This is a genomic window from Corallococcus sp. AB038B, assembly GCF_003668955.1.
In the GTDB taxonomy this organism is placed as follows: Bacteria; Myxococcota; Myxococcia; order Myxococcales; family Myxococcaceae; genus Corallococcus; species Corallococcus exiguus.
The window spans coordinates 71,807-91,647 of record NZ_RAWO01000012.1 but is presented as its reverse complement, the minus strand read 5'-3'; the positions used below and the strand labels follow the sequence as shown (position 1 = coordinate 91,647).

Here is a 19,841-nt window from a genome sequence, read left to right as displayed (position 1 = left end):
GCGTCCGGGCGGCGGTGGACTGCCCTACAGCGAATACGCCGCGTAGCACGTGCCCATGGGCCCCACGCCCGTGCTGCCCGCGCCCGGCGCGTCCCGCCACGTCCCCTCCGCTCCGCACTGCTGCCAGAGGGTGCTGCTCACCTGCACGCAGGTGCGCAGGGGCACGCTCCTGCCCAGGCGCGTGGAGGCGCAGAACGGGAAGGACACGTTGCAGTTGGACGGCTTCGCGGTGGTGCCGCCAATGAAGACGCCCTGCGAGCACTGGCGCCACAGCGCGTCCGACGAGCTCTGCACGCACGAGCCCTCCGGCACCGTGGCGTCCACCGTGCCGGAGAAGCAGCCCTCCGTGGAGGTGAGCGTCCACGCGTACGCCGTCTTGTAGCGGTTGTAGATGGACGCCATCAGCGACGAGCCGCCCACCGTGGTGCGGCCGCACTGGATGGCGTACGCGCCCACCCAGGGCGTGTACGTGTAGAGCGCCGCGGTGGCGTGGTTCACCGGCTTCACCGAGCACGGGTCCGACGTGGACTTCGTCACGCCCGTCTTCCAGCCGGAGATGGTGGCCCGGCCCGCCTCCAGGTCGGTGAGGTAGCCGCGCATCTTCTTCGCACCGCACTCCACCTGCTTGCCGAAGCCCACGTATTGCGCATCACAGCCGCTGCCGTCCGGACAACCACAGCCCGTGGCCTTGCTCAGGTTGGTGGACGTGCCGCTCTGGATGAGGCTGGACTCGCCCTGGATGCGCGCCAGCATGTAGAGCGGGCTGATGTTGCTCGCGCGTGAGCGCTCCACGATGAGCGTCGCCGCCGTCTTGCCGTAGGCCGGGTCCGTGTAGCCCGCCAGGTACGAGCCCTGCTGCTGGAGGAACGCCTGCACCTGCGCCGGCGTGATGCCCGCCCCACCCGTGACGTCCGAGTCCTCCAACAGGCGGTGCATGTCGTACTTCGTCGTCGCCTCCTGGAGCACCTGCCCGGTCAGCTCGTCGATGACGGGCTCGGGGGTTTCCTCCAGGGGACCGCAGCCGGCCGCCAGCAGCGCGGGTACCAGCAGCACGCACAAACGGAGCTTCATCACGCACACCTCGGGGGGTAGGCCGGCTGTGGGCCGGTGGGGCGAGCGTGACTCAAGACTTTCCGGCAAGGCTAGGAAAAGCTCCCAGCGGCAAGGGGCATGGGAGGACGGGGGCGGAGTAGAGTTCTGGACATCATGCGGACCCCTGCCCTGTTTCGTCGGAAGTGTTGGCCGTTCCTCGCCGCGGGCCTGCTGGCCGTAGCGGGCTGTTCGGATTCGAGTGAGCCGGGTGGTGAGCCCGGGCCGGGCACGGATGGGCCCGGGGTGACGCCGGGCGACGGCTCGGAGTGCCTGGGCGCGAAGTTCCTCACCACGCTGGGCAAGAGCACGGTGCTGGTGGGCGCGCAGATGGAGGACGACACCGCGAAGGCCGCGCCCTTCGACGTGCGCTACCTCTACATCGCGGCGGGCCTGTTCGATTCGAAGGACGCGTGCAACTCGTGCGCGTCTGGATGCACGTCCGAGGGCAAGTCGTGCGCCGGCGGCAGTTGCAATTGGTGGGGCTGCTGGCAGTACGACCAGGACCCGCCCGGTGCCTACGTGCGCGACTTCATCAAGGCCGCGCAGGCGAACGGGCAGATTCCCTTCATCACCTACTACGAAGCCTTCCAGGCCAGCGGCTACACGGAGGGCGAACAGCAGCTGAAGGCGCTCAACGACTCGGCGTTCCTGGGCCGCTACCTCGCGGACTGGCGCTTCCTGCTGAAGCAGGTGGGCCAGGAGAAGGCGCTGCTGCAAATCGAGCCGGACATGTGGGCCTACCTCCAGTTCTTCCCCAAGGACGGCAAGGCGCAGTCCACGCCGGCCGCGGTGAAGGCGGCGAACCCCACGGACTGCGGCAGCCAGGAGAACAACGGGGCGGGCCTGGGCAAGTGCATGATCGCCATGGTGCGCAAGTACGCGCCCAACGCGAAGGTGGGCCTGCACGCGAGCGCGTGGGCGACGAAGACGGACGTGTCCCAGAACACGGATGCGTCGTTCGACGTGGCGGGCGAGGCGAACAAGGTCGCGGACTTCCTCCTGTCCGTGGGCGCGGGCGACACGGACTTCGTCACGGTGGAGGCGTCCGACCGCGACGCGGGCTGGTACGAGAAGACGACGGGCAGCGCGGCCTGGTGGGATCCGGAGAACCGCAAGCTGCCGCACTTCACCCAGGCCTTCACCTGGGCGAAGGCCGTCTCCACGCGGCTGGGCAAGCCGCACATCTGGTGGCAGCTGCCGGTGGGCAACATGTCCCTGCCCAACAGCAACCAGAAGTGGCGCGACAACCGCGTGGACTACTTCCTCACGCACCCGGGCGAAGTGGCCGCCGCGGGCGGCGTGGGCATGCTCTTCGGCGCGGGCAACTACGAGCAGACCACGCCGGAGACGGACGGCGGCAACCTGGTGAAGCGCGTGAAGACGTACAAGGACGCGGGTGGCCAGGCCGCGTGCGTGAAGAACTGAGCCGGTGAGTTGTACCGTGCGCCCGGCCTCCATGCCGGGCGCACGCGCCAGGTCAGGCCCGGGCCCGCGTGCGCTTGGAGGCCGCGGGCTTCTTGGCCAGGGCCTTCTTTGCCGCGGCCTTCTTGGCCGGAGCCTTCTTGGCAGCGGGCTTCTTGGCCGGGGCCTTGGCCTTCGCGTCCTTCCGGGCCTGCATCTTCAGGATGTACTGGGTGGCATCCGGCGTCTCGCAGGCCGTGTCGCCCTGGTCCACCTCCACCTTGCCCAGCCGCTTCGCCGTCGCGAGCGCCGCGGCCTGGACCGCGCCTCCGGAGGAGCCGCCCACCGCGATGAGCGCGCCGTTCATCGCCTCGCGGACGCGGTTCTTCGCGCCCGGCAGCTCCTGTTCAATCCGCTTCAGCCAAGGCAGCAGGTCCTCCCCGGCGAGCAGCGCGGTCTTCGTGAGCAGCGCGGACAGGCTCTGCCACCCTGCCTGCCCCACCCATTCGGACTTCGACTGTGTCCACGTCAGCGCCTTCACCGCGTGCGGTGAACGCAGCACCACGTTCGCCACGAAGACGGGCGTGAGCCCGTACCAGTCCAGCCCCTTCGCCCAGGCGTCCAGTTCCTTCCAGGGCATCTCGGGCGCGTCCACCACCATCGTCGCCAGGAACCGCGCCTCCGTGTGGCCGGACGCCCAGAGCGCCCGGGCGAGCGCTCCGTCCGTGCCGATGCGCTTCTTCAACACCCCCAACGGACCGAAGTTCACACCGGACACAGGCTCTGGAGCCCCGTGCCGCAGGTAGGTCTTCCGCGTCTGCGCCGTGCCCAGCCGCTCCAGCTCCCGCATCGTCTCTTCGAAGGTCATGTCGCGCGGGATTCTGCCAGCACTAGTCCAAACGAGTGACTGTCACTCTCCGTGTCCCTTCTCCAACTTGCGGCCCGTGAAGGGTGGAGGTCTCACCTGCGAGGGGGAAGCGATGACCAGCGCTGAGTACATGTCCGATGTGGAGTCCCTCGACGCCATGGACGCCTGGGAGGGACCGGATGCCCTCCAGGAGTTGGAGGACCTGGCGGACGAGTTCAGCGACCTGGAGGGCTTCGAGGCGGAGGGCTTCGAGGCGGACCCCTTCGAGCCGTCGGGCTTCGAGCCGTCGGGTTTCGAGCCCTCGGGCTTCGAGGATGACGGCTTCGAGGAGCTGTTCGCCGAGGCCGAGGCGGAGGACGCCTTCCTGGAGGACGACGGCTTCGACGGGTTCGAGGCGAGCCCGGCCAGCGGTCTGTTCATGCCGGCCACCAGCAACCGCCTCGTGTCGGGTCCCGCCGCGGTGACGCTCGCGCGGACGCTCAACCCCTTCGTGCTGGAGTCCATGGACGCGGATGACTCCGAGGCCTTCCTCCGCCGCGTCACCCGGCGCATCCGCAGCGCCGCGCGCGGCATCGCCCGGGGAGTGCGGCGGGCGGGCCAGCTGGGGGCCGCGGCGCTGCGCCGAGCGGGTCCGCTGATTGCCCGCGCGCTGCCGGTGGTCCAGCGCGTGGCGGGGCTCGCGGGGCCGTGGGGGCGCGTCGTCGCGGCGGGCATTGGCGCGGCGCAGGGGCTGCTGCGGGGACAGGGATTGCGCGGTGCGCTCGCGGGGGCGGTGGGTGGCCTGATTCCAGGCGTGGGCGGGCGCATCGCGTCCTCTGTTCTGCGCGGCGACGGCGCGGATGACGACGCGTCGCTGGATGCGCTCGCGGACATGGCGGATGCGCGGCAGGTGCCGCCCGCCGTGGCCCTGCCGCTGGGCGCGGGGCTCGCGGCGCGGGTGGTGGCGCGGCAGGCGGTGCCCATGAGCACCACGCTCGGTGGCGCCGCGCAGGGCGTGCTGCGGGCTCGCACGCGCGGCGTGGAGCAGCTCCTGATGCGGCTCGCCCAGCAGGTGCCGGGCACCTCGGGCAGGCGGCTGCGGCTGATGCGCCTCATCGCCCGGCTGGCGGCGGGAAACCTGCGCCTGCGCGGCACGGGCGGCGCCATCACCGCCCTGCCGAGGGTGGTGCAGGGCGCGGGGCGCCGGGTGATCACGCGCGCGGTCCAGATGCCCGCGATGGGCGTCGTCCCGCCGCGCCTGGCCGCGCGGCGGGTGCATGCCCGGCGGCAGTTGCTGCGCCGCATTCCCGTCGCCGCGGTCAGCGCCGCGAGCGTCCGCCGCGCCTAGGTCGATCCACTCACGAAGTCTTCAGGACAAGGAGGAGTACCCATGCAACCGCAGCCTTTCGAAGAGGAGTTTTCGAGCCAGGGCGACGAGATGTCCGACCTGTTGGCAGAGGGCGAGGAGGGCTTCGAGGACGAGGGCATGGACGACCCCTTCGAGGGCGAAGGCATGGAGGAGGGCTTCGAGGCCGAGGGCTTCGAGGACAACCCCACCACCATGGAGGACCCCTTCGAGGGCGAGGGCTTCGAGGACAACCCCACCACCATGGAGGAGGGCTTCGAGGCCGAAGGCTTCGAGGAGAACCCCACCCCCATGGAGGAGGGCTTCGAGGCCGAAGGCTTCGAGACGGACAACCCCAACGCCCTGGAGGACACCTTCGCGGACGCGATGGACGCCCAGGACGAGGACGAGTTCCTCCGCCGCCTGGCGGCCGGTGCGCGCCGGTTGGCCACCGTGGCCGGGCCCACCTTCCAGCGCATCCGCCGCAGGGCCATGCCCATCGCCATGAGGCTCATCCGTCAGGCCGCGCCCCGGCTGGGCGGCATCGCGGGCCAGGAGATTGGCCGCAGCCTGGGTGGGCTGCTCCGCGCGGACGCGATGGACGCCTTCGCGGACGCCGCCGGGGACTACGCCAACGACGAGGACATGGACGCCTTCAACCGCGTGCTGGGCGGGCTGGCGGCGCGGCACGTGGTCCGCTCCACCATGTCTCCCGCGCGCCGCCGGCAGTCGCCCCAACAGGCCCGGGCGCTGGGACGCGCGGTGGGCCAGATGACGACGCAGCTCGCCTCGCGCATCAGCCAGCGCTACGGCCCGCGGGCCCTGCCGGCGGTGACGCGCGTGGTGCGTCAGGTGACGCGGCTGGTGCGCCAGCAGGGCGCGAGCCCCCAGGCGGTGCCGCGGATGCTCCGCCGCATCGGCGGGCGCGTCATCTCCAGCCCGCGCGTGGTGCGCCGCCTGGCCCGGACGAGCGCCGCCGTGCGGCAGCTCCGGGCGCGCGCGGGCCTGCGCCGGACGGGGCCTCGCGGCCGGGTGAATCCCATGATGGGAGGCACCGGCCTGCGCCGGCTGCGGACCGTCACGCTGCGGGGGCCGGTGCGCGTCATCGTGCGGTGAACCAGGGGGCGTGAGCGGCAAGGGGGAGGCGGGCACATGGCGGACACGCTTCAGCGGTTCCTGCGGGCCAAGGTCCAGAGCATCACGTTCCGGGCGGGGCGGCTGTCGCGCCTCACGCCGCAGGACGTGGGCATCCGGCCCCGGGACGTCCCCTACGCCCCCTCCGCCGCGCACTTCGCCGCGGCCAACGCGCGCCTGGGAGAAATCGACCGCGACGTGCGCCGCGCCCTGTCGCGGCTGAACGGCCGGCTGGGCGACGCCCCTCTCGCGCCTGGCGAGGTGCTGGAGCGCAACGCGCTGCTGGAGCGTGAAATCGACCGCGCCCGCCGCGCCTACGGCCTCTTCTTCGACGTCTTCAGCCAGCGGGGCACTCGGTTCGCGCCGGCGCTGGCGGCCTGCGACGCCATCGCGGTGGACTGCTTCCAGGCCGTGCGCCAGGCCGCGCCGGGTCTGATGGACGGCCCCATGCTCAAGCCGCTCACCTACCTGGAGCACGGCTTCTCCCCGGCCACCTTCCGGCGCGGCGTGTTGCTGAGCCGGCTGCTCGGGGAGCGCAACCCCTTCCCGCTCATCCGCGTGCCCTACGAGCGCGTGGAGGCTCCATGGGGCATGGGCGTCATCCTCCATGAAATCGGCCACAACCTGCAGGCGGACCTGGGCGTCTGGCAGGAGACGCAGGTGGCACTCCAGCGGAGGGTGCTGCACGCCACCGGCAACCCATGGCTCACGCGCCTGTGGGGCCGCTGGCACAAGGAGATCTTCGCGGACCTCATCGCGTGCCTGCTCGGGGGGCCCGCGTCGGTGCACTCGATGAAGGACTTCCTCGCGTACCCGGCGTCACGGGTGCTGACGTTCCATCCGCTCAGCGCGCACCCCACGCCGTTCCTGCGTGTGTTCATCCAGGCGGAGATGCTCCGGCGCATGGGCTTCCAGCGCCGGGCATGTGACGTGCGCGACAACTGGGACCGGCTGTATCGCTCGCGGCTGCCCTACGCGCGCATCCCCAAGTTGCTCCTGGTCACGGCGGCGCGGCTCATCCCCCATGTCGTGGATGAGATTGCCTTCCAGCCCCGCCGGGGCCTGGCGCAGCGCGCGCTGGTGGACGTGGTGCCCTTCTGGCCGTCGGATCAGGAGCGCATCGACCGGGGCGCGGAGTCATTGGCGCGCGGGCACATCCCGCCGGGGCTGCCGCCGCGCCACGTGGTGAGCGCCAGCCGCGAGGCGCTCGAACGGAGGCTGGCCCCGCCCGAGCGCATCTCTCGGACGGTGCTCAATCATCTGGTGAAGCTCGGCACGCGGAACGCGCGGACGCCGGGCGTGGGCGTCACCCTGGCCGCATGACAGGACCTCAAGGGAGGGACGATGTACGAGAACGTGAAGGGGAGAAGCCCCGGCGCATCCATCGAGCTGGCCTCGAGCGCGAAGTCGAAGTTCGACGAGTTCCTGCGCCGTCAGCTCGGTGTGTCCGACGCGCGTGACCCCAAGGCGGTGGTGTACGCGCTGCGCAAGCTCTACCCGACCACGGCCGCGCGCCTGGACGACGAGAGCAGTGGCCAGCCCATCCGCGTCTCGGCCACGCCCGAGCCGGTCATGGCCATGATGAATGGCACCCTGGACTCGCCGGGCCAGCGGAGGTTCCGCCAGGAGCGCAAGGCGCTGGTGGACGACCTGGAGATCGCGGTGAACCTGGCCTCCAACCGCGACTTCAAGGCACCGATGTGCGGCTGGCGAGACTCCATCCTCGCGGAGCTGGACGAGGGCGAGGCCGCGGCGAACATGGCGGTGGACCCCGTGTCGCGCGACCGGGCCTTCTATTCCATCCGCAAGCTGGGGGACACCGCGCGCGTGGCGCGCCTGGTGGGGATGGTGAACCCCACGGTGGTCCAGGAGTTCGGCCGGCTCGCGGCGACCATCGACGACAACGCCACGCTCCTGCGCATCCTGGCGGGCGAGGCGCTCTTCCGCGCCGGCTTCGACAAGGGCGGCACGGTGTTCCAGGTGGCGCTCCAGGACCTGCGCCAGCGCCGCGAGGCGCTCATCAACTCACTGGAGCAGCTCACCGCCACCTCCATCCAGGAGGGCTACGACGACTGGGGTGACGGCCAGGCGTCCTACGGCAAGCTGTTGGATCAGCTGCGCGCCCGGGGGCAGTCGGACCTGCGCGCCATCGTCCGGCCGGATGCCATGTCGCGGTTGTTGGACGTGCTCTTGAACCACACGCCCCGGCAGAACTCGGAGGACATGCGTGGCATCGCGTCGGCGGTGCCCGTGGAGCTCATCCAGCTGCGGCGCCTGCGGGACGTGGCCGGCAGCCTGCTGGACACGTCCACCACCGGCTTCTCCAACTCCGGCGGCAGCAGCCGGGGCGTCGCGTTGAACGCGAAGGTCCAGGGAGCCTCCGCGCCCCTGGCCGCCTTCACGGAAGCGCTCACGCTCTTCATCGACGCGTTCGACCGGCCCAACGCCGGGGCGCGGCTGCTCAACCTGGTGCTCCCCGTCCCGCTGACCTTCCGGGACCTGACGGGCAAGGAGCAGGCGCTGAACGACAAGTTCAGGGATCGCAACGACACCCAGGAGCTCATCGAGGACCTGCTGATGGACCCCAGCACGTCGGTGGAGTTCTGGAAGGAGCTGGCCCGGTTGGATCGCAAGCTCTACCACCTCGACCGGATCATCGACCTGTTCCTGCTGGACTACGACGAGGCCGTGGTGCCGGGCGGCAACCGCGTGGACCTCCACGAGGACATGATCGAGCAGCTGGACGCGAACGTGGACGTCTTCAACGTGAGCCCGGCGTTCCTCCGGGAGCAGTGCGGACTGGAGGAGGACTCGCTGGAGCTGGCGAACACGCTGACCCAGGAGGCGCCCGGACAGTCGGAGGAAATCGAGGACGACCGGAACCACAAGTACGGCTTCCCTGAGGGCGCGCACTGCAACACCGGCGAGCCGTTCACAGTGCCTCCGCCGATCCGCGTCTCGCTGGACCGCATCGAGAAGGACCTGGAGCCAGGCATCAACCCGGGGGCCGTGGAGCACCCGATGGAAGCGGAGCCGGGCGAGCGGGCGGCACACGCAACCACGGTGGGTAACGGGGCCAGCCTGAACAACGTGGCCTCGCTCATCGAGAAGAGCCGGGCGCGCATCATGACGGACGTGAAGCAGCAGCTGGAGGCCCAGGGGCCGGAGCTGGCCCGTCAGCTGGAGGCAGCGTTCTCGGATCAGCTCAAGGCCGTGGAGCGCATCATCTCCGGCAAGGGGCGGCACGCTTCGGACGGACAGCCCGCGCCGCCCAACGGGCACGCCAAGTCGGGCCACTCCCGCCGCCACGTCCGCCACGCTCGCAAGCCATGAGCGCGCACGCACGGGCCTGAAACCCATTCCTTCAACGTCATTGACCCAGGTGGCATGCCATGAGCATCGGTACGGCAGAAGCCCTTCAGCGGCTGTTCGCGCAGTGGAAGCGGGAAGTCCTCTCCAACGTCACGTCGGATGAGCAGCGCACGGAGCTGCAGAAGCAGCTCTCGCTCCGGGAGGAGGAGCTGCTCGCGAGCGCCTCCGACGGCTCGACGGCGTCGCTCTTCTCGGACCTGATGGGGTTGGGCAAGGACGGAGCGCCGTCCTTTGACTCCATCAGCCGGCCGCTGCTCGTCCAGGACTTCGACGAGTCCGTCATCGAGACGCAGCTCCACGCGACCGCGGAGCTCTATTACATCTACCAGCACGAACGGATGAAGGTGTTCCAGGTGGCGGGCGTGCTCCTGCGCCTCTTCCACGACGGGCGCATGCGCATCCAGCGGGGCCCCGGCGCGCGGGCGCTGTACCTGATGGAGAAGCACCAACCGCTGCGTTACAAGCCGCGCGACCGGCAGCTCGCGTACCGGCGCGCGTTCAACTACGGCAGCCTGGCGGCGCCGGCGGGCGCGGTGATGTTCCGCAACTTCCACCGCGAGTTCATCGCCTTCGTGTCCGCCATCGCGCAGTACTTCCGCGACCTGCTCATTGGTGAAGTCATCCGCGGCTCGCAGCAACTGAACGAGCGGCCCTTCGCGAGCCAGGCCACCATCCAGCGGCTGGGCACGGACATCCGCTGGCAGATCGACCGCGCCACCTACGGCAACATCCTGGCGCTCACGGTGGAGGTGGGCGAGTACCTCAAGACCATCCTCGACGCGATGGAGACGCCGGACATCAAGAAGGCCTTCGACGCGAACACCAAGTGGGACGTGATTGAAGTGGTGTCGCAGCGCTACCTGGGCGGCGCGGGGGAGATTTCGCAGCGCTCGAAGATGGCGGACGCGGGGCGCCTGCTGCTCAACTTCGTCGCGGACAACCCGTTCAAGACGCGTGACTTCAGGGACTTCCAGACGGAGGTGATGCCGCTGGGCCCGGTGGCGGAAGAGTGGATCGCCGCGTACCGGATGACGCCGGATGGCCGGTCGTTCCGGGGCGTGACGCCCGTCCTGCGCCAGACGCTGGGCATCACCAGCCCCGCGCCGGCGCTGCGCTGAAGGCGGGAGGCACGGCATGGACCTCCCACTGCATCCCCTGATGGAGGCGGGCATGGGGGCCGCCTCGGCGCCGCGCACCAACGTGTCGCGGATGGTGGCCTCGGCGGTGGCGGGACAGGTGTCCCATCCCGTCGTGCGCGCGTCGCCGTACCGCATGGGCCGGGATGGGGTGCCCCGGCTGGTGCCGGGCAGCGGCGGCATCGTGCTCAACCGCCGCGTGGGAGACCGCGCGGTGGGGCTGGCGGCGGACCACATGGAAGCGGGTGTGTCGCTGCACAACACGGGGAAGGACGACGTCGGCCAACGCGGTGGCTCCAACCGGGCGCTGATGTTCTATGCGTGCGTGGGCAACCGCGCGCGCGTGACGAGCGGTCCCGCGAGGGGCGCGGTGGGCACCGTGGTGGGAAAGCACGGCGGCATCAACCACGTCATCGTGGACTTCCCGCCCGCGGTGAAGCGCCGGCTGTGCATTGGCGACCGCGTGCAGTTGGATGCGTACGGCCAGGGGCTGGAGCTGCCGGACTTCCCGCAGGTGCGCGCGCTGAACCTGTCACCCCGGCTGCTTCGGCAATGGGGCGTGCGGACGGAGCGCGGGCGGTTGGTGGTTCCCGTGACGCACACGGTGCCCGCGGAGCTGATGGGTTCGGGGTTCGGGCGTTCGGAGGGCGTGCTGGGGGACCTGGACATCCAGTTGTCGGACGCGCGGTTGGTGCGCAAGCACCGGCTGAATGCGCTCCGCCTGGGCGACCTGGTGGCGGTGTGTCCGTTGGACTACCGCTTCGGGCCTTCGCGGCGGGCGGGGGTCATCACGGTGGGCGTGGTGGTGCATTCGGACAGCAAGGTCGCGGGGCATGGGCCCGGGGTGACGCCGCTGCTCATCTGTCCGGGGGAGTGCGTGCGGCTGGTGTGCCGGCCCCAGGCCAACGTGGCGCTCGTGCTGGGGCTGCGGCAGAGCGTGGCGCCGCCGGCGCGCGGGCCGTCACGGGGTCGGAGGTAGGGACACCGCGCCCAGGCAGCGCGACACCATGGCGGCGCGGGTGTCCACGCCCAGCTTGACGAAGATGCGCCGCAGGTGGGCCGCCACGGTCCACGCGCTGATGTTGAGCTTCGTGGCGATCTGCTTGTTGCCCCAGCCCGCGCAGACGCACGAGACGACCTGCAGCTCGCGCGAGGTGAGCAACCGCACGTCGGACGCGGGCGCCGTCGCGGGGCTCGTGGAGGGCTCCGCGGGCACCAGGTGGTAGCGCTGACCGTTGAGGATGAGTTCGCCGGCCAGGACACGGTTCTGCTCCTGGGGAGCAGCCGGGGCGCCGGGGTCGGGGACCACGAGCAGGACATGGCTCCCGGGTGGAAGAGGCGTCCGCATGGCGTGCGCTAGGAGGGGTCCGCCAGTTCGGGAGAGGTGAGGATGCGCCAGACCTCGGAGGCTTCGCGCGAGCGGCCGGTGGCGCGCAGGTCCTCCGCGAGGCGTTCACCCGCGTGATCACCCGCGACACGTGGCTCCGGCCGTTCGCGAGCGAGCGTCACGAGCCGCGTGACGCCGCGGCGGCCGAAGCGAAGCTCGGAGTGGAAGAGCAGGGCCAGCGCGCGGGCCGAAGCGAAGAGTCCACCGGGCGCGTCCACGGCGGTCTCCGCCAGGGAGTAGGAGGCCAGCATGGGGCGGAGCACGTGCGTGACGAGCGTTTCGAGCTGCGCCCGTTGAGCGCCGCGCTCCCGGCCGGCCCGGGCAAGCGCCGCGAGCAGCCGGGGGTCTTCGGCGAGCAGGGCCAGGGCATCGTGGCCTTCGCTGGGGGAAGCGTGCCTGAAGCCCAGGAGGCGCAGCGAGGCGGCTGCGTCCGGCTGCGCTGGGGTGGCTTCGAGTCCCAGCCGTCCCAGACGCGCGTCGAACGCCTCGGGTTCGTGATGCTTCCAGTGGACGAGCGCGGTGATGAGCAGGGGCCCTGACAATGGCCAGGCGCCCCACCGGGGCTCGCCGCCGGGCTGGGGTTCGGAGGTGACGGAGTCGAACGGGTGCCCGAACCAAGCGAGGACGAAGTCCAGGGCGCGGGCCTGGGGTTCCGTGAGGCCTGGTCCCATGACCTCTTCACGAGAGGGTGCGCACGGCCCGCGCACCGCGACGGTGCCGCGATGGATGGGCCGGCCGCCCTCGTTGCCCAGGACGATTCGAGCGCCATCCGGGAAGGTGACCACGGGCCCCTGGAGCCGGAGTTCCTCACGGGCCGCGCGGAAGGGCGAATCCTGTGCTTCCGCTTCGCGGAACTGCGACGCGGTGAAGAAGTCGGTTCCGGAGCGGAGGTGGGCGTTCTCATCCCCGGACGTGCGGGCAGGTGCCGACTCGGGTTCCCTGAAGGGGTCTGCTCCGGAGCGCGAGTGAGGGTTCGCCTCACGGACCGAACGAGCCGAGGCCGCCTCCAGCGCCGCGAACGGATCCGCGCCAGAGTGAGCATGGCGGCTTGCCACATGGGCCGGACGAGCAGCAGCAGCCTCTGGCGCGAACGGATCCGCACCAGAATGAGCGTGGCGGCTTGCCTCACGTTCCGAACGAGCAGCAGCCTCTGACGCTAACGGTTCCCCACCCTGGCTCGAATGGCGTCTCGCCTCACGTTCCGAACGAGCAGCAGCCTCTGACGCAAACGGTTCCGCCCCCTGGTTCGAATGGCGTCTCGCCTCACGTCCCGAACGAGCAGCAGCAGCCTCTGGCGAGAACGGACCCGCATCAGAGTGAGCGTGGCGTCTCGCCTCACGTCCCGAACGAGCAGCAGTAGCCTCTGGCGAGAACGGACCCGCATCAGAGTGAGCGTCGCGGCTTGCCTCACGTCCCGAGCGAGCAGCAGCCGCCTCTGACGCATTGAACGGATCCGCTCCGGACCTCAGGTGGCGATTTGCATCACGGGCCGGTCGCTCCGATGCCGCCGGCATGCGGGGCGCCTGTTCGCTGAACGGATCCGTCTCAACGTGATGCTCTCCGCGCGCCGTGCGAACGGAATCGACGCGGGATTCCTGCTCGCCGAACGAAATCGCTTCGCGGCGGTGCTGCTCACGGGCCGCGCGGGAAGAAGCGGGGGCTCCGCCCTGCGGCATCCGGGCTCGGGGCGCTGACTCAGCAAGCGAACTGCGGCCGGAACGTGGAGGGCGCATTCCCTCACCCGAAGCGGAGCCTCCACCCTGCGGCATCCGGGGTCGGGGCACGGACTCGGCAGGCGTGCCGGAACCGAACCGTGGAGGGCGCATGCCTTCACGTGCGGCGCCAGGGCCCTCGGATTCAGGAGGAGTGCGGGGTCTCGATTCGGAGAACGGCTCACTGTCAGGACGCGCAGGGCGCCCCTCCCCCCTGGTCGCGCGAGACGAGGCATGACGGCTGGGCCCCGGTTCGGCGAAACGTTCAGGGTTCTGACGAGGAGGACGCAGCGGCGCACCCGCGGTTCCCGATGATTCGCCTTCCCTCGTGTAAGCAGGAGGCCTGGAGCCGCGACGCGAAGGACGCATCTCCTCCCGGGCCCCGCGGGAAGAAGCAGCGGGCTCCCCCTGCGTCGCCCTGTCACCTGGGCCGAGGTCATCGAGCGGATCGTCAGCAGAGCGAGCAGCGGCTCCGGAAGCGCGCTGACGTGGTTCCGGCGCATCCTCCCGCGAAAAGGGAGCATCCCGTTCGAGGTCGGAAACCCAGCGATCCAGGAGCGACATCACGCCCTGGGAGGCAACGGGCGCACGGTTCCGCTTCCGCCCCGAATCATCACCAGCCACGGCAACCTCCCCTGAGAAACAACCTGCCCACGCACAGTAGGAATCACCCTTGCGCAGGGAAGTTCGACCCGGAGCCGGGCTCGACGGTTGAGTTCAGGATGGAGGCGCCACGGCGGCTCCCCAGGACGACAGTGCGGTCATCCCGGAAGGCTGTCCCCACGCCGGCTCGCCTGCTCTCGGCGCGTGCTCAGAACAGACGCGAGTACGTTGCCGGTGCCCCCGGTCGTGGCGTCCAGCGTCGCGCGTCGCGGGGCAGCCACAGGACCCGAAAGGCTCCCGCACGCCCTTCATAGCGGCGGACCGGGAGCCCCCAGCCGAGGGCCACCAAGTCGGTCCGACTGTCGGACAGGTTCGTGGGTACGCCGCTGCCGGGCAGTCCCAGCAGGGTTCTCCCTTCTCTCCCCTGTTGGACAGCATGGCGCTCAGAGAACCTGGCGCAGTGCGCGGACTCGCGCACTCGGGCACCTCGGATCAGCGCCCCGTGCGACGCCGTGCCCGCGCTCGTGCGGCCTCCAGTGCGGAGTCCACCCCAGCGGGCGGTTTCGGAGGCTCCGGCTTCTGCTCGGCGGGTTCGTCCTGAACAGGCTTGGGCGTCGTCGCTGCGGGCTTCGCGTCCGTGCGTGGAGTTGCCGTCGGCTCTCGTGCGCTGGCTTCCTTCACGGGCCTTTCCCGTGCGGCACGCACTCGCGGCGCGGAGAGGAACCTGCGCACCGCGACCTCCGCCAGCATCGCCGCCAACGCGAACGCGACCAGCCAGGGCGCCAGCGCCACGCGGCCCTCCGACTCCGGCGCCTCCGCGAACAGGCCCGTCATCGACAGCCGCTCCTGGCCTCCGCCCACCGCAGCCAATGCTCGCAGGAGCTTGAGGCCCTCCTTCGCGCTGCCCGGCTCGAACTCCGGCGCGTACGGCAGCGCCACCGGTGGCGCCCTCAAGACGCGTCCGCCCCACTTCACCACCGGGTGCCAGGTTCCGCTGCCCGTCAGCGGGTACTCGACCACCAGCCGGTCCTCGTCCTCCCAGTGCAGCGGCTTCTCCACTCCAGAGCGCCCGTCGCCCGCCAGCAACACCGCCGTGGGCAGCGCGCCCGGCATCGGCTCACCCGGCGGTAGATCCAACGTCACACGCAGCACGTTGCCCTGGCGCTCCGAGCGCACCACCGCCTCTTCCTTCGGCGTCGGCCGTCCCATCGACCAGCGCACCGCCGCCTCCAACGTCGCCCTCAGTGCGCCCCACTCGCGCAACTCACCCGTGTACTTGCCGTCCACCTCCGCCGTGAGCGCCACCGTGCGCCCCGCTCCGTGCGGCCATAGCGCCAGCACAGGCGCGGCGTTCGTGTCCAACGTGCGCAGCGCCACGTTCGCCCGAGGCTTCAGGTAGGTGAGGTTGTAGCCGCCCACCTGAGGCAGGCCCGTCGTCGGCAGCGGCCCCAGCAGCGGCAGGTCCGGCGCGGCCTCCAGTGACGCGGGCTCGTCCACGAACGTGGCCCTCGCCACCGCGAGCGTCTCCTGGCTGAAGATGCGCGGCAGGCTCATGGCGTCCTCCGCGAAGTAGATGCGCCCGGCGCCGCGCCGGGCCACCTCGCGCAGCAGGTCCGCGTCCGGATCCGTGGGCTTGCCCAGACCGATGACCGACACCGTCACGTTGGCCGCTCGCAGCGCCGCCAGCGTCTCCTGGTAGTCGCCCGGCTCCTCGGAGTCCGCCGCGTCGGAGAACAGCACCACGTGCCGCGTGGGCTTGTCGCTGCGGAGGATCTCCTTGCTGCCCGCGCGCAGGGCCGTACCCACGTAGATGCCACCACCGCCGCTGAAGCCTCGCGCCACCTGGTCGAAGGGCAGGCCCTTGCTCACCGGACTCAAGGGGAAGATTTCATGCGGCTCCGTGTCCACCATGTGCACGGAGGCTTCGTCGTTCGCGTTGAGCAACGTGAGCGCCGCCGTGACGCCCTCCGCGGCCAACTCCATCTTCGTGCGCCCATCCGGCACCTGCATGCCCATGGAGCAGCTCGAATCCATGAGCACGCTCATCGCCACCGACGCGCGCCGCTGCTCCTCGCGCATCTCCAATGACACGGGCAGCAGTGGCTCCACGGGCGAGCGCCGGTAGCCGCCCTCGCCAAAGCTCGACCGTCCTCCCGTCATCACCAGCCCGCCGCCCGCCTGGTCCACGTAGTTCGCCAGCGCGTTCAACCCCGTCTCGCCCAGCGCGTTGGCGTCCACGTTCTCCAGCACCACCACGCCCACCCCGTCGAGCGCCTCCAGCGACAGGTGGAACGGCGCCTTCACGTCCACGGTCATGCCCGTCGCCGTCAGCGCCTTCGCCAACGTGCCCGAGGGCTGCGCGGTGAGCAGCAGCACGCGCGGCGGCCCCTCCACGCGCAGCACGCCCACGCCCACGTCGTTCTCCGGGACGCCGTCTCCGGGCACCTCCACCGTGAGCCGGTAGTGCACGAGCCCCGGCTCCTCCAGCAGGTCGCGCAGGGGCAACAGGTTGGGCCCGGGCTTGAAGTCGTACGGCCCCTTCACCAGCACCTTCCCGTCGCGCTCCAGGCGCACGGTGCCGGTGACGGCCGAGGTGGCCTGCACCACGGCGGAGAACTGGAAGGGCTCGCGCACGGAGACGGTGGCGGGCACGTCCAGCGACACCACGGCCACGTCCAGCGCGGGCTCCGGCCGGGACACCTGCCGGTAGTCCACCGCGATGCCTCGCGCCGCCAGCCGCCGCGTCGCGCCCCGAGCATCCGCGCCCGTGGCCCGGCCGTCGGAGACCACCAGCACCCGGCCCGTGCGCTCCGGGGGAATGAGCGCGCCCGCCGCGTCCAGCGCGGCCGACAGGTCCGACGCCTCCGCGTCCACCGGCCGCGTGAAGCCGCCGAAACGGCTCCGCTCCGACAGCGAGGACTCCACCCGGGCCTCGCGGCCGAAGGTGATGACGCCCACGCGGTCGCCCGGCCGGCGCTGGGACTCCACCAGCGAGATGAGCTCCTGCGCCACCCGGTCCACGTCCAGCGGCATGGAGCGTGAACGGTCCACCACCACGGCCACGTCGCTGCCCGCGTTCGCCAGCCGTAGCTCCGGTCCGGACAGCGCACCCACGCCGAGCACCAGCAGCGCCCAACGCAGCACCATGGGCGGACCGGGCCTCCGGCCGTAGCGCCACAGGAAGAGGCCCAGCGGCAACAGCAGCAGCCACGCCTGGGGAAGGGTGAAGGTCATGCCTTCCTCGTGACGTAGAAGTCCGCCAGCAGCGCGGCCAGCAGCACCACCAGGGGCCAGCGGGCGCGCTCATGGCCGCTGTTCCCTTCAGAGTCCTCGCCTGCTTCCTTCGCGGCCACGTCCGCGCTGCCCCGGCCGCGCAGGTCCGACTCCCGAGCGTCCAGCGCCAGCACCTCCAGCGAGTCCACTTCACGGCCCTCGCGCTCCAGCACGTAGCGGCCGGGGCTGGTGGGCGCGGGCAGGCTCAGCGCACCCGCGCCGAACACGGGCTTGCGGCCCGAAGGTCCCTTCAAGGCGTAGCGTGCACCGGCCTCCGTCACCACGGAGAGCGACTCGCCCAGGTTGAGCTGACGCCGGGGGAAGCCCTCGCGAAGCCGCCGCGCATCACGCACCACGTTGCCCAGCAACACGGGCCAGGCGGTGGTCCGCTGGAGGTTGGAGCGCGCCAGGTCCACGTTGAGGTGCAGCCGCCCGCCCTCCTCTTCCGACACGAGCACGGCTTCGCCCGCGGTCATCAACGGACGGCCCGGAGGGTTCGCGCCCGCCGTCCACCGCACGCCCGCGAGCTGCACGTCGTCCATCAGCGTGCTGCCCTTCTCCGTGAAGAACGGCCCCACGAAGGTGCGCAGTGCTCCCTCCGCGCCCAGCGTCACGCGGGCCTCCGCGCGCGAGGGGCCGACGGACAGCACCGGCGCGCCGGGAACAGGAGGGCCGCGCGCCACATCGGGAGACACCGCCAGGAAGCGCTCCAGCGCCTGCTTCGACGCGGGCGACAGGCCCTCCGTCAGCCCCACGGCCACTGGCATCACGGGGGACGGGGGCAGGCGCACATGTCCGTCCTCGGGCAGCGCGTCGTCCGGCAGGGACACCTCCACGTCGCCGGCCTCGCGGAACGTGAGGCGCACGGTCGCCGCGCCTTCTTGCGGCAACGCGATGCGCTCCGTGCGTTCGGTGCCTTCACGCGCGCCCGGTCCGGGAGCCGCGCGCACGCGTGCTTCAATCTCCGAAGGCCCCGCCCCGAAGCGAGCGACCCGCAGCGTCACCGTGGCCCGGCCGCCTTCGTCGCGCCGCTGCGCGGAGACCACCGCCACGTTGCCCTGGGAATGGCCCAACGCCGTCCAGCGCACGGAGGGAGGCACGGTCGCGTCCTCGGAGGGCGGCGCGTCAGTGAAGAAGTGCACGTGCTTGCCCGGGCCGGCCAGCTCCTGCGCCCACAGGAGCGAAGCCGTGACGTCATGGTCCGGACCGCGCGCCTGGAAGGACTCCAGCGCGCCCAGGGCACGCGACGCATCGGCTTCCGGTCCAGCGAGGACCAGGGGCGCCACGCCGCTCGCGAGCACCGTGACGTGCGTCGCGCGTTCCGACTCCACGCGCTTCGCGGCTTCGGTGCGCACATGCTCCAGCACCGTCTTGCCATCCGGAGTCCGCGCGGACATGGACAAGCTGCCGTCCACGACGAGCACCAGATGACGGCGCCGAGCGTTCTCCCCCAGCCGCACGTCCGCCAGGTACAGCGCGGCGGCCAGCACGGCGAGCGCCTCCAGCAACAGTGACGCCTCACGCGTGAAGCGCTCCCACCGGGGCCCGCCCTCCGCGCGAGGACGCGGCGTGCGCCACAGGAACAACGCGCTCACCACCACCGGCTTCTGCCGGCGACGCAGGAAGTACGCCGCGACCAGCGGCACCAGCGCGCCCAGCGCCAGCAGTCCCCAGGGAAGCCCGAAGCTCACGCCCCGCCTCCCGCGACGAACAACGCGCGCAGCGGACCCGCGACCTGCGCCCGCAGCCCCTCCGCCGCGTTCACGGTGAGCAGCGTTCCCCGCGCCCGCACCGCCGCGCTTCGCAGCGCACGCTGGTGCTCCGCGAAGCGGCGGGCGTAGGCGGCCAGCACGCCGTCCGTCAGCAACTCCTCCAGCGCCACGCCACTCTCCGCGTCCACCAGCCGCGCGCCCTCACCGCCCGTAGGCTCCAGGTCCTCCGCGTCCAGCACCTGCACCAGGAACAGCGCCGACGCGCCTCGCGACAGCCGGGCGCACAGCGCCTCCAGGTCCGTCTCGAAGAGGAAGTCACTCACCACCACCCGCAACCCACACGGCCGCAACGGCGGCAGCCGCCCCAGCGCCGACGCCAGGTCATCCCGCGCCTCGAACTCCGCCCCTCGCAGCGCCGCGCGGCACGCCGGCCCCTGCACCCGCTCCGACCGCGCCCCGCCCCACAGCAGCGTCGGCGTCAGCCCCTGCCGCCCCCCCACCTCCACCGTCAGCAGCGCCACCTCCCGCGCCCCCGCCGCCTTGCGCGGCGACAGCCCCATGCTGCGCGAACCATCCAGCAGCACCTCCACGCGCGGCGACACCTCGTCCTGCCGCACGCGCAGCACCAGCTCCCCCGTGCGCGCCACCGCGTTCCAGTCCAACTGCCGCAGGTCATCCCCTGGCTGGTACGCGCGGAAGTCATGCAGCTCCATCGCGCTGCCCGCGGACGTGGCGCGCACCTCGCCCACCCGTCCCCGCTGCGGCAGGCGAGGCAGCGCCAGGCTCAACCCCGGCGCCAGGCGCGCCACCTCCGCCTCATCCAACAG

At 71.4% G+C, this 19,841-nt stretch carries 14 protein-coding genes; 7 read left to right on the top strand and 7 right to left on the bottom strand.

Going from position 1 to position 19,841, the window contains the following annotated elements; all coding sequences use genetic code 11:
- Positions 1-24: 24 nt before the first annotated feature.
- The gene (locus D7Y04_RS33630) at positions 25-1,071 is read right to left on the bottom strand and encodes a hypothetical protein (protein ID WP_121761950.1); all 1,047 of its coding nucleotides are present in this window, start codon (positions 1,069-1,071) and stop codon (positions 25-27) included.
- A 135-nt stretch (positions 1,072-1,206) separates the two neighbouring features.
- On the opposite strand from D7Y04_RS33630, the gene D7Y04_RS33625 reads away from it, so the two are divergent.
- Positions 1,207-2,517 carry a hypothetical protein gene (locus D7Y04_RS33625; RefSeq protein WP_233601697.1) on the top strand — a complete coding sequence of 437 codons (1,311 nt, stop codon included), beginning with the start codon at positions 1,207-1,209 and terminating at the stop codon, positions 2,515-2,517.
- A 52-nt stretch (positions 2,518-2,569) separates the two neighbouring features.
- On the opposite strand, the gene D7Y04_RS33620 is transcribed toward D7Y04_RS33625, so the two are convergent.
- On the bottom strand, positions 2,570-3,361 hold the full coding sequence (locus D7Y04_RS33620; RefSeq protein WP_121761948.1) for a DNA alkylation repair protein: 792 nt from the start codon (positions 3,359-3,361) through the stop codon (positions 2,570-2,572).
- 112 nt (positions 3,362-3,473) lie between these two features.
- On the opposite strand from D7Y04_RS33620, the gene D7Y04_RS33615 reads away from it, so the two are divergent.
- From D7Y04_RS33615 to D7Y04_RS33590, 6 genes are read left to right on the top strand one after another with little or no spacing between them, the layout of a single operon-like run.
- The gene (locus D7Y04_RS33615; protein WP_121761947.1) at positions 3,474-4,688 is read left to right on the top strand and encodes a hypothetical protein; all 1,215 of its coding nucleotides are present in this window, start codon (positions 3,474-3,476) and stop codon (positions 4,686-4,688) included.
- A gap of 42 nt (positions 4,689-4,730) precedes the next feature.
- The gene (locus D7Y04_RS33610) at positions 4,731-5,801 is read left to right on the top strand and encodes a hypothetical protein (RefSeq protein WP_120598624.1); all 1,071 of its coding nucleotides are present in this window, start codon (positions 4,731-4,733) and stop codon (positions 5,799-5,801) included.
- Between the two features lie 36 nt (positions 5,802-5,837).
- The gene (locus tag D7Y04_RS33605; protein ID WP_120598625.1) at positions 5,838-7,142 is read left to right on the top strand and encodes a hypothetical protein; all 1,305 of its coding nucleotides are present in this window, start codon (positions 5,838-5,840) and stop codon (positions 7,140-7,142) included.
- Positions 7,143-7,163: 21 nt separating this feature from the next.
- Positions 7,164-9,152 (top strand): hypothetical protein, encoded by a 1,989-nt coding sequence (locus D7Y04_RS33600; protein WP_121761946.1) that lies wholly within the window; start codon positions 7,164-7,166, stop codon positions 9,150-9,152.
- A 59-nt stretch (positions 9,153-9,211) separates the two neighbouring features.
- Positions 9,212-10,309, top strand: a complete 1,098-nt coding sequence (locus tag D7Y04_RS33595; protein ID WP_120598627.1) for a hypothetical protein — start codon at positions 9,212-9,214, stop codon at positions 10,307-10,309.
- A gap of 16 nt (positions 10,310-10,325) precedes the next feature.
- The gene (locus D7Y04_RS33590) at positions 10,326-11,306 is read left to right on the top strand and encodes a DUF4438 domain-containing protein (protein ID WP_120598628.1); all 981 of its coding nucleotides are present in this window, start codon (positions 10,326-10,328) and stop codon (positions 11,304-11,306) included.
- Here the strand turns inward: D7Y04_RS33590 and D7Y04_RS33585 are convergent.
- From D7Y04_RS33585 to D7Y04_RS33555, 5 genes are all read right to left on the bottom strand, one after another.
- Complete coding sequence (locus D7Y04_RS33585; RefSeq protein ID WP_233601696.1) at positions 11,289-11,636, bottom strand: response regulator transcription factor; 348 nt, start codon at positions 11,634-11,636, stop codon at positions 11,289-11,291. The genes D7Y04_RS33590 and D7Y04_RS33585 overlap by 18 nt on opposite strands.
- A gap of 47 nt (positions 11,637-11,683) precedes the next feature.
- A complete protein-coding gene (locus D7Y04_RS33580; protein ID WP_121762055.1) occupies positions 11,684-12,499 on the bottom strand; it encodes a hypothetical protein in 816 nt (271 codons plus the stop codon).
- A gap of 2,022 nt (positions 12,500-14,521) precedes the next feature.
- The gene (locus D7Y04_RS33565; protein ID WP_121761943.1) at positions 14,522-17,263 is read right to left on the bottom strand and encodes a VWA domain-containing protein; all 2,742 of its coding nucleotides are present in this window, start codon (positions 17,261-17,263) and stop codon (positions 14,522-14,524) included.
- On the bottom strand, positions 17,260-18,993 hold the full coding sequence (locus tag D7Y04_RS33560) for a BatA and WFA domain-containing protein (protein WP_121761942.1): 1,734 nt from the start codon (positions 18,991-18,993) through the stop codon (positions 17,260-17,262). The genes D7Y04_RS33565 and D7Y04_RS33560 overlap by 4 nt, the downstream gene beginning before the upstream one ends.
- Positions 18,990-19,841 (bottom strand): DUF58 domain-containing protein, encoded by an 852-nt coding sequence (locus tag D7Y04_RS33555; protein ID WP_167548260.1) that lies wholly within the window; start codon positions 19,839-19,841, stop codon positions 18,990-18,992. Before D7Y04_RS33555 ends, D7Y04_RS33560 begins: the two co-directional genes overlap by 4 nt.